This is a genomic window from Kribbella sp. NPDC050241, from assembly GCF_044459685.1.
GTDB lineage: Bacteria > Actinomycetota > Actinomycetes > Propionibacteriales > Kribbellaceae > Kribbella.
On the sequence record NZ_JBITJE010000002.1, the window covers coordinates 290,462 to 303,827 of the forward strand.

The window sequence follows — 13,366 nt, forward strand, 5'->3', positions numbered from 1 at the left end:
GTGGGTCAGGTGCAGGTGGAGAGGAATTGGCCGGTGTGGGTGATCAGGGTGTGTGGGCCGGGGGCAGCGGGGAGGCGGTGCTGGGCGGACTGGACAGGGTGGCGGGTGCCATCGGGGGTGATGACGAGGGTGTTGGGGGCGTCCAGGGCGATGAGTTCGTCGTCAGCGCGGACCAGGATTGGAGCGGTGTAGGACGTGGAGATGGCGGTGCGGCCGGCGGACAGGGCTTCCAGGGTGGCGTCTCGGAGTTCGGCGGGGCTTTCGGCGGAGGCGTCCACGGCTAGCCAGGTGGTGGGGGTGCCGGGTGGGGTGAGGGACGTCGGGTTGTGCCAGTCGCTGCCGCCGATGGGGATGGTGTCGAGGCCCCACGCCTGCCACCAGGCGATCGGTCCACCCCAGTGGTGGTCGAGCCACGAGGAGTGCCAGATCTCGGCGAGCCGTGGATGTTCCGGGAGCGGGTGACGCCACGAGCAGTCGCCGCCGAGCGGGTGGTTGATCGACAGCAACCCACCGCGCCGGGCAACCTCGGTCACCCACGTCGCGGCCGGCTGCCGGAAGTCGATCGCCCCGATCTCACCGAAGGCGTTCGCATGACCGGTGTCGGTCGTCACCTCCTGCCCGGGGATCAGCCCGATACCGAACCGATCGCTCAGTCCAGGCAGCTCGAGGTGATGCGCGACCGTGTTGTGATCGGTGACCGCCAGCACGTCCAGCCCGGCCGCGACACCCAGAGCAGCGAGGTTCGCGACCGGAGTGGACCCGTCCGAGTGCAGCGAATGCGCATGGAAGTCCCCAGCGATCCACTTCAACCCAGCAGACGCGGGCAACGTCCGGCGTGGCGGCCGAGCTGGTACGGCGACAGCCGCGGTGGCGTCGGCGTACTCCGTCAGACCAGGCACCGACGACACCGGACCGGTCACAGCCTCGACAACAAGCTCGACACCCTCGACCGGCACACGGTGCAGCCCAAGAACGATCCACCAAGTCCCCGGCTCGAGCTCACCGGCCACATACCCGGGCGTCGCCGCGTCCGGCGTGATCGCAAAGGTCTGACGCGCACCGCCGGACCACCCGCGCCACCCGCCGGAACCCTCACAACCGATGTCGATGACCGCACCCTCGACGGGCGGGATCGTGAGCGTGACCAGCAGACCAGGGCAGTCCGCCGGGATGTCGACCGGCAGCGAATGCCAGACCGATTCCGCCCGATCGTCGAGAGTCCAGGTACGGCGGTACGTCGTGACTGCCATCAGGCAACCGTGGCCGGTTGACGAGCGAGCAGGTCACCGGACTCCCGGTCGTACAGCAGTACCCGCGATGCCGGTGCGGTGAGGACGACCGTCGTACCCGGCTCCGGCTCGTTCTCCTCCGGCACGGTGACGCCGATCAGCGTGCCGTCGCAGTCGACGCTGACCAGCGACTGGGTGCCGAGGTTCTCCGCCACCACGACCTGGCCGCGCAGCACCGGTCCGGAGACGTCGCGGCTGGCGAGGGTCAGGTACTCCGGCCGGACGCCGACCGTCACCTCAGCGCCGGCGGGCGCCGAGAAAGTGGCCGCAGACAACGATCCGCCGGCCACCGAGACCACCCCGACCTCATCGACATAGGTCTCCGAACCCGAGGTCGACGAGACAGTGCCGGGCAGAAGGTTCATCGGCGTCGAGCCGATGAAGTTCGCCACGAACGTGTTCGCCGGCCGCGCGAAGACCTCACGCGGGCTGCCCAGCTGGCGGAGCTTGCCGGACTCCATCACCGCGATGCGATCAGCCAGGGCCAAGGCCTCCGCCTGGTCGTGGGTGACGAAGACCGTGGTGATGCCGAGATCACGCTGCAGCTTCTTCAGGAACGTCCGAGCCTCCAACCGCAGCCGAGCGTCCAGGTTGGACAGCGGCTCGTCGAGCAGCAGGACCTTGCCCCGGGACGCGATCGCGCGCGCCAGCGCGACGCGCTGCTGCTGACCACCGGACAGCTGCGCCGGCTTGCGTTCCAGCAGTCCGTCCAGCGACAGCTCGCCCGCGGTCCGCTCCGCCGTCTCCGCGCGAGTCGCAGCCGAGACCCGCCGTACCTTCAGCGGATAGGTGATGTTCTCCGACACACTCATGTGCGGGAACAGGGCGTAGTCCTGGAACACCATCGCGACCCCGCGCTTGCCCGGTTCGGTCCGGGTCACGTCGGCCGCATCGATCCGGACCGTGCCCTCGGTCGCGGGTTCCAGGCCGGCGATCGTGCGCAGCAGCGTGGTCTTGCCGCACCCGGACGGCCCGAGCAGGGCGAAGAACTCGCCGTCGGCCACATGCAGGTCCAACCCGTCGACGGCGCGTACGCCGTTGGGGTAGACGGTTGCCAGGCCTTCGATGTCGATGCCCGCCATCAGCTCTTGATCCCTCCGTGGAAGCGGAACCCGTACCGCGAGTTCACCAGCAGGTACAGCACGACGACCGGGATCGAGAACAGCAGCGAGAAGACCGGCAGCACCTGCAGGTTCACGCTGCCGCCTTCGTCGGTGAGGGTCTGCATCAGCACCGCACCGGGTTGCTTCTCGATCGACCGGATGAGCAGGAAGGGCACCAGGAAGTTGCCCCAGGAGTTCACGAACGCCCAGACCATGATGGTGGCCAGGCCGGGCCGCGCCACCGGGAGTACGACGTCGCGCAGGATCTGGCCGGTGGACGCGCCGAAGACCCGGGCCGACTCCTCGTACGACTTCGGCACCGCGTCGACGAAGTCCTTCAGGATGAAGATTGCCGCCGGCAACAGGCCACCGGTCATCACCAGCGCGACCCCGAACCGGGAGTCGATCAGCCCGAGCTGGAACATCATCACGAAGATCGGCACCATCGCCGCCGTCCCGGTGACCACCGACGACAGCAGCAACAACCCGTAGAGCAAGGCGTCGCGGCCCGGAATGCGGACCCGCGACAAGGCGTATGACGCCAACGCGGCGAAGGCGGTGACCGCCACTGCGGTGGTTACGCAGATCAGCAGCGAGTTGACCATCGAGTGCATCGCGTACGGATGCTCGAGCGTCTTGCGGACGTTGTCAAGCGTCCAGTCCGGCCAGTGCACGCCGAGGCCGGGGTTCTTGTCGAACGGCGCGGACGCGATCCACAGCATCGGCACCGCGAAGAACAGCGTGATCGCGCAGATCAGTACGTAGAAGCCGATCCGGCGAAGGACGAAGGACGGGGTCACGAGCGCCTCCTCAGCAGCCGGAGGTAGATCAGCGAGACCAGCAGGTTCGCGATCAGCAGCAGGAACGAGATGGCCGAGGAGTACCCGAGCTCACCGCCCTGCAGCGCCACGTTGTAGATGTACACCGGCACCGTCTCGGACTCGTGGTTCGGCCCGCCCTTGGTGAGCAGGAACGGCGAGAAGTCGTTCGCCGTCCACAGCGAGATCAGCAAGGTGTTCGTCAGCACGTGCCCGCGGATGTGCGGGAACACGACGTCCCGCAGCGTCTGCCAGCCCGACGCACCGACCATCCGGGCCGACTCCAGTTGCGACGGCGGCACGGCCTGCAGTGCGGAGGAGTAGAGCATCATCGAGAACGCGGTACCGCGCCAGGTGTTGAAGAACACCAGGCAGGCCATCGGGTAGTCGATCAGCCACGCGGTCCCCGGCGTACCGAGGATGTTGTTGAGTGTGCCGCCGTCGCGGTCGAAGAACGCGACCCACAGGTACGCGACCACCGTCGACGGCAGGATCCACGCCAGCAGTACGAACGCCTCGACGGTACGCCGGACCGCCGGGCGGGTCCGCCGCATCACCCAGGCGAGGGTGAAGCCGAGGATGTTCTGGCCGATGATCGCGGAGCCGAGGACGAACAGCAGCGTCAGCCACAACGCGTTGTGGAACAGGGCGTCGTTGAGCGCCGTGGTGTAGTTGGACAGGCCGACCATCGACGGCGAGACCGCCTCGACACCGGTCAGCCGGTAGTTGGTCAGGCCGATGTAGATGGTCCAGATGGCCGGGAAGACCAGGAACGCACCGATCAGCAGCAGGGCGGGCGCGACGAAGCCGAGGGCCCGGCCGACGCCGAGCCCTGCGACATCGCGTGCCGGTCCCCGCACACCGGTCCGGCCGCCCCCATCGGCCGGGCCACGTCCCTGGACCGGGTCTGCCGGTGCAGGTGCGGAGGCCGTCGTCATCAGTTACCGGCGACCTTGTCCTTGCCGCCGGCCGCTGTCTCGACCGCCTTCTGGTAGGCCTTCGCGGCCGCGTCGGTACTCTTCCCGCCGATGACGTCCGCCGTCGCCTGCTGCAGCGCGGCCGAGATCTTCGGGTACTCCGCCAGGCCCGGACGGAACTGCGTGATCGGCAGCACCTTGGTGGCGACGAAGTTCAGCATCGGGTCGCCGGCCAGCACCTCGGCGTTGACGTCGCTGCGCTGGGTGATCTTGGCGGCGCCGTCCAGCGATGCCTTCACCATCTCGGCGGAGTTCCAGAACTGCATGAGCTCCCAGGCCTGCTGCGGGAACTTGGTGTTCGGGTTGATCACGGTCGCGCCGCCACCCGACATCGAGACGAAGTCCTGGCCCTTGACGCCGCCGCCCGGCCTGGCGGCCGGAATCAGCGCGTAGCCGACGGCGGAGTCGCGGTCTGCCATCTTGGCCACGCCCTCCTTGGGCTCCACCACGCTGCGCCAGAAGTAGTCGCTCTCCAGCAGGATGCCGACCTTGTTCGCGGCGAACTCGGCGAACGACTTGTCCCGGCCTTTCGCCTCGCGCTGCAGCACCGGGTCACCGAGACCCGTGCTGTAGATCTGGTGGTAGAAGTCCAGCACCTGGCGCGTCTGCGGGACGTCACCGAGCCACTTGCCGTCGGTGTTGACGGTCGCGCCGGTGCCGACCAGCAGCGGCAGTACGCCCTGCATGGTGGTCGCCTCGCCCATCGCCGTACCGCCGTTGATCTGGATCGGCGTGACGCCGGACAGCTTCTTCAGCGCCTGGCCGGCGGTGATGATGTCGTCCCACGACTTCGGCTGCCAGTCGGCCGGCAGCCCGGCCTGCTGGAACAGCTTCTTGTTGAAGAACAGCACCCGGCCGTCGGTCCCGCCGGGGACGCCGTACCGCTTGCCGTTGTAGCTGCCGAGCTGCTGCACGGTCTCGGGGATCTGCTTCCAGCCGTCCCAGTCGTCCACCTTGCTCGCATCGCCGACGGTGTCGGTGAGCGGCTTGATGTAGCCGGCCTGGGCGAACTCGCCGACCCAGATGCCGTCGATCTGGAACAGATCCGGACCGGATTTGTTCGACAGGTCGAGCGACAGCTTCTGCTTGTAGACCTCGTCGTCGGAACCGTCACCCTGGAACTTGACGGTGACGTCGACGCCCTTGCCCTTCTGCTCGGCGACGAACTTCGGGATCAGCACGTCCTCGATGAACGTTGCCCCGGCGCTGCTCTTGCCGCCCTTGATCGAGTTCGACCCGATGGTCAGCTCGACTTTCTTGGCATCGGCGTTGCGGTTCGTGTCCTGGTCACCGCTGTCGGATGCGGACGAGCCGAGGCAGCCGGTCAGCAGCAGGGTTGCGGCGACGCCGAGGAGGGCGGGCGCGGAGAACCGCGGGAGAGATCGCATCAAAGCTCCTAGCGAGATCGGTACTGCGGAGTGCCGGTCAAACATTGGCACTCGTCGGCGACTTTGTGAAGACTTTTTCCCAACTCGGAGGAGAACGTTGACAGGGGCTGTAGGCAACCAGTTGCGAACTGTCAAGTCGGGATCCCGCGGGAAGCGTTGCGAAAGGGTTAAAGGATGCTCAAGGTTGCGTGGCAACCAGTAGTGGACTAGATACAGAACGTGACAGTGAGCGGTACGGTCTTGCCGATCGGTTCAGCGGATCGGAGGTGAAAGACATGGGGCTGCTTTCTTGCCTTCTGGACGACCTGCTCAGTCATTGCCACCACTGGTGCCATTACCACTGTTGGTGGTGACACCGGCCGGCTGGTGACGGCCGCGGAGGAGGTGGGTCGACGGTGACGACGACGCAGGGCTCCCGCTGACGCGCAAGCAGCGGGCAACCCGAGGTCACTCCCCGAGCACCGGATCCCACGACCGACGAGGTTCACCAGACACTGCACTGCCGAACAACCGAATGGCGTCGATCACGAAGGAGTGAGAAAGCAACCGGCCCCGACATCGTCGGGGCCGGTTGTCCTCTGTCTGGCTGAGGATCCTCCTTGCGGATCAGCGCTGTGCCAGCTGCATCATCTGCTTCGGCAGCACTGTCATCTGAGCCGGGATCGGTGTCGTCGGCCGCACCAGCTCGAGCAGGCTGGACGCGGCCTTCGCGATCGGCAGCGGCAGGGCCAGGCCCAGGGACGCCAGCAGCGCGTTCACGAGTGCCAGTACCGCACCCAGGATGTCCAGGCCCGGCAGCGGCAACGCGCTCCAGCCCTGGACCGGTGTGCCGGCCGTGGACATGCTGCCGGTCGGTTGTGCCTGCTTGGCCTTCCCCTTGCCGAGCAGGGATGTCAGGGCGAGACCGCTGGCGGTGTTCACGAACGTGCCCGCGCTCTCGTCGTAGGTCCATTTCTGTCCGTCGCCGTCACGGCAGGGCAGCACCAGCAATGGTGCCGAGGCCGGCACCTTGGCCAGGTCCGCACCGCTGTCCAGGCAGGCGCCGGTCTTGGCAAGGGCGCCACCGACGCTCTTGCTCATCGCGACCTGCAACTGGCCGGACTCGGTGTAGATCCACTCCTGGGTCTTGCCCTCCTTGCCCGGTGCACACGCCATCATGACCGCCATCGGGACCTTGGCGGCCGCGACGAAGGTGAGGCAGTACCGCGTGTCGGCGCGGGTGGCGATCTGTTTGGCCACCCCGACCTCGACGCCCGGGACCGCGGCCGATCCGCCCGTCGACGGGTTCGCCGCCTGGGCCGGGACCGCGGTGGCCAGTGCGACGCTGACCGCGAGCACGGCCACGCCGGTACGGCTCAACAACTTACGGATGATCAAGACAACCTCCAGAGGTCGTGCCATCTCGCGGCGTCAGGTCGTCGGGACCCCGTGGCGCGAGCCGGTCCGGTTCCGGGAACCGCGACAAACACCCTTTGCGCGGAGGGCGAGCTGCGGGTCGATCCCCCGTGAGGAGGCGTGTGGCCCGGAAGGCCGACTGTGACTCAACGCGACGTTGACGCCACAACCAGTAATGCACAGGTGGGTCCGGGGTGGTTATGGCGAAGCCGCGAAACTTGATGCCAATGGCAACTAACTGCCAGGCAAAAGTCGTTGCGCAAGGCACCGAAATCCGGCCGCAGGGCCGTCGTGCCACCGCTGAGCGGAGGCTGTGCGCCGATCGAGACATTACCGTACGCCGGGGGAACTCCGGTGGCGCAACGCGTTAGTTGATGCCGTGGGCAACAGAGTGGTCAATGGGGCTGCTTGGTGTCTGTGGGATCCTCGGCGACGTGCCGCTCGGTCGCTAGCCGCTCGTCGGCGGCAGGCTCGCGCTCAGGAACGGCGCGCTCAGCGTCGGCGCGATCGGGCTCGGCGCGCTCAGGAACGGCGCGCGCAGGGTCGGCGCGATCGGGCACGGTGCTGTCAGACTCGGTGGGATCGGGCGCCGCCGTGACCTCGGGCGCGGTGTCGGTCGTGGTGACCGCCGCCGGTTCGGTGGCCGCAGCCTGTGCGCGGAGCTCGCGCATCTCCTTGCGCCGCCGGTAGCCGCGGGCAAGTCCCTTCTTCGTCAGCCACAGCCCGAGGGCAAGCGCCACCCCGGTCAGCGCGCCGAGCAGGAACACGGTCGGCACCGAGACGCCGAAGTCGATGCCGAACACCTCCATCGTGGTGGAGGCGGTCGAGGTCACCGAGACACCCAGACCGAACAGCACAGCCAGGACGATCAGGACGATTCCGAGGACGGCCATCGCATGCTGCCTCTCCGCCAGCGCCAGGCTGGCTCTTCAGGCCTCACTGCTGAGTAGTGCGGTGAGCAGCGCCACCGCGCCGCTCTTGTCGAGTGGGTTGTTCTGGTTCCCACATTTGGGCGACTGTACGCACGACGGACACCCATCCATGCACTCACAGTGTGCAATCGCATCACGTGTCGCCGTCAACCATTCGCGCGCCGCGGCGTAGCCGTGTTCCGCGAAGCCGGCGCCGCCCGGGTGGCCGTCGTACACGAAGACGGTAAGGCGGCCGGTGTCGGCGTGCCGGGCGGTGGAGACGCCGCCGATGTCCCAGCGGTCGCAGGTGGCGAACAGTGGGAGCAGTCCGATCGACGCGTGCTCGGCCGCATGGGCCGCACCAGGTACGTCGTACAGCCCGAGTGCCTCGACCGCGGAGTCCGGCATGGTCCACCAGACGGCCTTGGTCCGCAGCGTGCGCTCGGGCAGGTCGAGGGGCTGCTCGTCGAGTACGTCGCCGGTCGCGATCAGCTTGCGCTGGTACGAGACCACTTGGCTGGTCACTTGGACCCAACCGCGCGACAGCTCCGCCGTACCCCAGGTGCTGGTCTCCTCGGTCGCCAGGATGCTGATCTCGGTCACGTCCCGGGCGAACGTGGTGTAGTCCGGCGAGGCCGACTCGACCACGGCGGCGTGACCCTCGAGGTCCAGTGTCCGGACCAGGTACGACTCGCCCGCATGCACGTAGACCGCACCCTCGTGGACCGAGGCGTGGGCCGAGCCGCCGTCGACTGTGCCGAGCAGCCGCCCGGTCTGGTCCTCGACGATCTGCACTGTCTTGCCGCCGGCCGACCGGATGTCGATGGCGTCCACGGCGCGCTCCCGCCGCGTCCAGAACCATCCATGCGGTCGCTCACGCAGCAGCCCTTGGCGGACCAACTGCTGGATCACGGAGGGCGTCGTACTGCCGAAGATGTGGTAGTCCGCATCCGTCAGCGGCAGCTCCTGCGCGGCCGCGCACAGCTGTGGGCCGAGGACATACGGGTTCTCCGGGTTGAAGACAGTCGCTTCCACGGGCCGGCCGAAGATCGCGTTCGGGTGCCGGACCAGATAGGTGTCCAGCGGGTCGTCACGCGCCACCAGCAGCGCCAAGGCATCCCCGCCGGCTCGACCCGCCCGTCCGGCCTGCTGCCACAGCGATGCGCGCGTGCCAGGCCAACCGGACAGCAGTACGGCGTCCAGTCCGGCGATGTCGATGCCTAGCTCCAGAGCGTTGGTCGCCGCGACACCGGTGAGCTCGCCGCTTTGCAACATGCCTTCGAGCCGGCGCCGCTCCTCCGGCAGATAGCCCGCCCGGTACGCAGACACCTGGTCCATCAGCGAGGGGTGAACCTCGGCGAGGTTCTCGCGGGCTGTCATCGCCACTGTCTCGGCCCCACGCCTCGACCGCACGAACGCCACAGTCCGCACCCCGGTCACGACCAGATCGGTCAGGATGTCGGCCACCTCGGCCGTCGCGGAACGTCGTACCGGCGCGCCGTTCTCACCGCGCACCGAGGTCAGTGGCGGCTCCCACAGACCGAAGGAGATGCCGCCGCGGGGTGATCCGTCTTCCACCACCTCCACCATCGGCAGACCGGTCAGCCGCTCACCGGACACCGCCGGCTCGGCCACCGTCGCCGACGCACAGATGAAGATCGGATGGGCGCCGTACTGCGCACACACCCGTCGCAGCCGACGCAGTACGCCGGCCACATGCGCTCCGAAGACGCCGCGATAGTGATGACACTCGTCCACCACGACGTACTGCAGGCAGCCCAGGAAGCGGGCCCAGCGCTGATGGTTCGGCAGGACCGACCGGTGCAGCATGTCCGGATTGCTGAGCACGTACGTCGCGTGGTCGCGAGCCCAGTCGCGTTCGGAGCGTTCGGAGTCGCCGTCCAACGTTGTCGGCCGCAGACCGGGCACCGTGTACGACGACACCGCGCGAAGCTGGTCGTGCGCCAATGCCTTGGTCGGGGAGAGGTAGAGAACAGACGCCACCCGTCGATGCGGTGAGGCGGCCTGGGCGATGCTCAAGGTGGCCAAGGCAGGCAGCAAGTAGCCGAGCGATTTCCCCGAGGCAGTCCCGGTCGCGACAACGACATGCCGTCCCGAGTACGCCGCTTCGGCGGTCGCGACCTGATGAGTCCAAGGCTCTGTGATGCCGGCGTCCGCGAGTTGCGCGAGCACCTCGGCCGGTGCCCAGCGCGGCCAGTCACAGGTTTGCCCCAGTCGCGGCGGGACGGTCTCGACATGCGTGAGCCGGTCGTCCCGGCCTGCTGCCAGACGCTTCAGTACAGCCGCCGCCTCACCACCTCCGCGCATACCGCGAGCGTAGTGCCGGCCACGGACAGCACGCGCCGGAGTGCACAGGGCGTGTGCACGCGCCGGATGCACGCCTCATTTTGCGGACGAAGATCGACTTCGGTGGGACGAGATGAAAGAGTTTTCGGCAACGGTCCTACTCACGGTCCGTACATGGTTGAATGCAGCAGTTCACGGGATCGGAGGCCGAAGTGGATCTGTCGCTGACCGCGCGCGCCGAGGGCGGGCGCACCGTCATCGAGGTGGCGGGGGAGATCGACGTCTACACCGCACCGAAGCTCCGCGAGAAGATCGCAGCGCTCGTCGACGAAGGCGACTACCACCTGGTGGTCGACCTGGAACGCGTGGACTTCCTGGACTCCACCGGTCTCGGCGTCCTCGTCGGTGGACTGAAACGGGTGCGCACCCACGACGGATCCCTGTCCCTGGTCTGTACCCAGGAACGGCTGCTGAAGATCTTCCGGATCACCGGCCTGACCAAGGTGTTCGACATCCATCCGGACGTCGCCTCGGCGATCTGACGAGATGACGACGAAGTGAAAACGTGTCCCCTTCAACACGAAGAGTGAGGTACCTGCTCGCATCCTCGGGTATGGCGTAGACCACCCTGTCGTCAGGTCTGGTCGGATACCCGTTAGAGTGACCCACCGCGCCAAGTCTCTTTGGTGCTGTGCCGTATTTTCCCAACCCTTCGGTTGCGGCAGACGGGGGCCGTCAAGCCCTGAGGGGTTGCCTACAAGGAGGACGGATGTCCGCGCTGCTTGCACAAGCGGTGGATCTTTCGTCGAGCAACACCACACTGGTGATCGTCGTCGGAGTGATCGCGATCCTCGCGGTCGCCATTGCGATGGTCTTCCGGGGCCAGGTGCTTGCCGCGAACGATGGCACCGAGAACATGAAGACGATCGCCGCGGCGGTCCAGGAAGGCGCATCCGCCTACCTGAACCGGCAGTTCCGAACGCTGGGCGTCTTCGCCATCGTCGCGTTCCTGCTGCTGTTCCTGCTGCCCGCGCACAGTGACGGCGACAACGAGACCACGCTGAAGATCTTCCGCTCCGTCTTCTTCCTGATCGGTGCGGGCTTCTCCGCGCTGATCGGCTACCTGGGCATGTGGCTCGCGACGCGCGCCAACGTCCGGGTCGCCGCCGCGGCCCGCGACGAAGGCCGCGACCCCGCGATGCGAGTCGCGTTCCGCACCGGTGGAACCGTCGGTATGGCGACCGTCGGCTTCGGCCTGTTCGGCGCCTCGCTGGTCGTGCTGCTGTTCAAGGGTGACGCCCCGACCGTGCTTGAGGGCTTCGGTTTCGGTGCCGCCATGCTCGCCATGTTCATGCGTGTCGGCGGCGGTATCTTCACCAAGGCCGCCGACGTCGGCGCCGACCTGGTCGGCAAGGTCGAGCAGAACATCCCCGAGGACGACCCCCGCAACGCGGCGACCATCGCCGACAACGTGGGCGACAACGTCGGTGACTGCGCCGGTATGGCGGCCGACCTGTTCGAGTCGTACGCCGTGATGCTGGTGGCCTCGCTGATCCTGGGCAAGGCCGCGTTCGGCGAGCAGGGCCTGATCTTCCCGCTGATCGTGCCGGCCATCGGCGCCCTCACCGCGGTCCTCGGTGTCTTCCTGACCCGTCCGCGCACCGGTGAGAACGGCCTGCGGACGATCAACCGGGCGTTCTACATCTCCGCGATCGTGTCCGGTGTGCTCTGCGCGGTGGCGGCGTTCGTCTACCTGCCGAGCAGCTTCAAGGACCTGACCGGCGCCACCGACGTGATCGCCGCGCACGACGGCGACCCGCGGCTGATCGCCACTGTCTCGGTGATCATCGGCATCGTGCTGGCGGCCGTCATCCTGGCCCTGACCGGTTACTACACCGGCACCGAGGACAAGCCGGTCAAGGACGTCGGCAAGACCTCGCTGACCGGCGCCGCGACCGTGATCCTGTCCGGTATCTCGGTCGGCTTCGAGTCCGCCGTCTACACCGCCGTGGTGATCGCGGCGGCCGTGTACGGCGCGTTCCTGGTCGGCGGCGCCGGTGTGGTCGGGCTGTTCGCGATCGCTCTGGCCGGTTGTGGTCTGCTCACCACCGTCGGCGTCATCGTCGCGATGGACACCTTCGGCCCGGTCTCCGACAACGCGCAGGGCATCGCCGAGATGTCCGGTGAGGTGGACGGCGAGGCGGCCCAGATCCTGACCGAGCTGGACGCCGTCGGCAACACCACCAAGGCCATCACCAAGGGCATCGCGATCGCCACCGCCGTACTGGCCGCGACCGCGCTGTTCGGCTCCTACACCGACTCGATCCGGTCCTCGCTGGGCGCGAACTACGCCAAGTTCGAGGCTGAGGCGCTGGTCTTCAACCCGGGCACCCTGGTCGGCCTGATCCTCGGTGCGGCCGTGGTGTTCATGTTCTCCGGCCTCGCGATCAACGCCGTCGGCCGCGCCGCCGGTGCGGTCGTCTACGAGGTACGTCGGCAGTTCCGCGACATCCCCGGGATCATGGACGGCACGGGCAAGCCGGAGTACGGCAAGGTCGTCGACATCTGCACCCGCGACTCGCTGCGGGAGCTGGCCACTCCTGGTCTGCTCGCGCTGCTCGCGCCGATCGCCGTCGGCTTCGGCCTCGGTGCCGCGTCCCTGGCCGGCTACCTGGCCGGTGCGATCGGTGCCGGCACCCTGATGGCGGTCTTCCTGGCCAACTCCGGTGGTGCCTGGGACAACGCCAAGAAGCTGGTCGAGGACGGCAACCACGGCGGCAAGGGTTCGCCCGCGCACGAGGCCACCGTCATCGGTGACACCGTCGGTGACCCGTTCAAGGACACCGCCGGCCCGGCCATCAACCCGCTGATCAAGGTGATGAACCTGGTCTCCCTGCTGATCGCTCCGGCGGTCGTCGGGCTGTCGGCGATCGGCGACGACACGAACAGGCCGCTGCGGATCGGTATCGCCCTGGCCGCGGTGGTTATCCTGGCGGCCGCCGTGTTCGTCTCCAAGCGCCGTGAGTCGGTCATTTCCGACACCCCGGCCGAGGTGAACGCCGCCGCCTGAACGCGGTAAACCGCAGAAACGGCCCACCGGTTTTCCGGTGGGCCGTTTTCGCATGGCTGGACCAAGACCGTCCGTCCCTTTTACTGTCGTTGTAACGACGAACTGCGC

At 67.6% G+C, this 13,366-nt stretch carries 10 protein-coding genes; 2 read left to right on the top strand and 8 right to left on the bottom strand.

Translation table 11 applies throughout. The features are described 5' to 3' along the window. Positions 1-5 precede the first annotated feature (5 nt). The 8 genes from ACIBG5_RS09350 to ACIBG5_RS09385 form a co-directional block, all read right to left on the bottom strand. Entirely contained in the window at positions 6-1,250 is a 1,245-nt protein-coding gene (locus ACIBG5_RS09350; RefSeq protein ID WP_396391054.1) for a CehA/McbA family metallohydrolase, read from the bottom strand. Then, a complete protein-coding gene (locus ACIBG5_RS09355; protein ID WP_396391055.1) occupies positions 1,250-2,371 on the bottom strand; it encodes an ABC transporter ATP-binding protein in 1,122 nt (373 codons plus the stop codon). The genes ACIBG5_RS09350 and ACIBG5_RS09355 overlap by 1 nt, the downstream gene beginning before the upstream one ends. After that, positions 2,371-3,192, bottom strand: a complete 822-nt coding sequence (locus ACIBG5_RS09360) for a carbohydrate ABC transporter permease (RefSeq protein WP_360442516.1) — start codon at positions 3,190-3,192, stop codon at positions 2,371-2,373. The genes ACIBG5_RS09355 and ACIBG5_RS09360 overlap by 1 nt, the downstream gene beginning before the upstream one ends. Beyond that, positions 3,189-4,148 (bottom strand): carbohydrate ABC transporter permease, encoded by a 960-nt coding sequence (locus ACIBG5_RS09365; protein ID WP_396391056.1) that lies wholly within the window; start codon positions 4,146-4,148, stop codon positions 3,189-3,191. The genes ACIBG5_RS09360 and ACIBG5_RS09365 overlap by 4 nt, the downstream gene beginning before the upstream one ends. Then, positions 4,148-5,575, bottom strand: a complete 1,428-nt coding sequence (locus ACIBG5_RS09370) for an extracellular solute-binding protein (RefSeq protein WP_396391057.1) — start codon at positions 5,573-5,575, stop codon at positions 4,148-4,150. Before ACIBG5_RS09370 ends, ACIBG5_RS09365 begins: the two co-directional genes overlap by 1 nt. A gap of 606 nt (positions 5,576-6,181) precedes the next feature. Further along, positions 6,182-6,952, bottom strand: a complete 771-nt coding sequence (locus ACIBG5_RS09375; RefSeq protein ID WP_396391058.1) for a hypothetical protein — start codon at positions 6,950-6,952, stop codon at positions 6,182-6,184. 413 nt (positions 6,953-7,365) lie between these two features. Then, positions 7,366-7,863: a hypothetical protein gene (locus ACIBG5_RS09380; protein WP_396391059.1), complete on the bottom strand. Its 498-nt coding sequence runs from the start codon at positions 7,861-7,863 to the stop codon at positions 7,366-7,368. A gap of 36 nt (positions 7,864-7,899) precedes the next feature. Next, the gene (locus ACIBG5_RS09385; RefSeq protein WP_396391060.1) at positions 7,900-10,209 is read right to left on the bottom strand and encodes a DEAD/DEAH box helicase; all 2,310 of its coding nucleotides are present in this window, start codon (positions 10,207-10,209) and stop codon (positions 7,900-7,902) included. Positions 10,210-10,400: 191 nt separating this feature from the next. Here ACIBG5_RS09385 and ACIBG5_RS09390 point away from each other — a divergent pair, with 191 nt between their 5' ends. Beyond that, on the top strand, positions 10,401-10,730 hold the full coding sequence (locus tag ACIBG5_RS09390) for an STAS domain-containing protein (protein ID WP_393395096.1): 330 nt from the start codon (positions 10,401-10,403) through the stop codon (positions 10,728-10,730). A 227-nt stretch (positions 10,731-10,957) separates the two neighbouring features. Then, a complete protein-coding gene (locus tag ACIBG5_RS09395) occupies positions 10,958-13,258 on the top strand; it encodes a sodium-translocating pyrophosphatase (RefSeq protein ID WP_396391061.1) in 2,301 nt (766 codons plus the stop codon). The last annotated feature ends 108 nt before the right edge of the window (positions 13,259-13,366 follow it).

Coding starts and splice junctions, on each gene's coding strand:
- ACIBG5_RS09350 (WP_396391054.1), bottom strand. CDS start 1,250: ATGGCAGTCACGACGTACCGCCGTACCTGGACTCTCGACGATCGGGCG.
- ACIBG5_RS09355 (WP_396391055.1), bottom strand. CDS start 2,371: ATGGCGGGCATCGACATCGAAGGCCTGGCAACCGTCTACCCCAACGGC.
- ACIBG5_RS09365 (WP_396391056.1), bottom strand. CDS start 4,148: ATGACGACGGCCTCCGCACCTGCACCGGCAGACCCGGTCCAGGGACGT.
- ACIBG5_RS09370 (WP_396391057.1), bottom strand. CDS start 5,575: ATGCGATCTCTCCCGCGGTTCTCCGCGCCCGCCCTCCTCGGCGTCGCC.
- ACIBG5_RS09380 (WP_396391059.1), bottom strand. CDS start 7,863: ATGGCCGTCCTCGGAATCGTCCTGATCGTCCTGGCTGTGCTGTTCGGT.
- ACIBG5_RS09385 (WP_396391060.1), bottom strand. CDS start 10,209: ATGCGCGGAGGTGGTGAGGCGGCGGCTGTACTGAAGCGTCTGGCAGCA.
- ACIBG5_RS09395 (WP_396391061.1), top strand. CDS start 10,958: ATGTCCGCGCTGCTTGCACAAGCGGTGGATCTTTCGTCGAGCAACACC.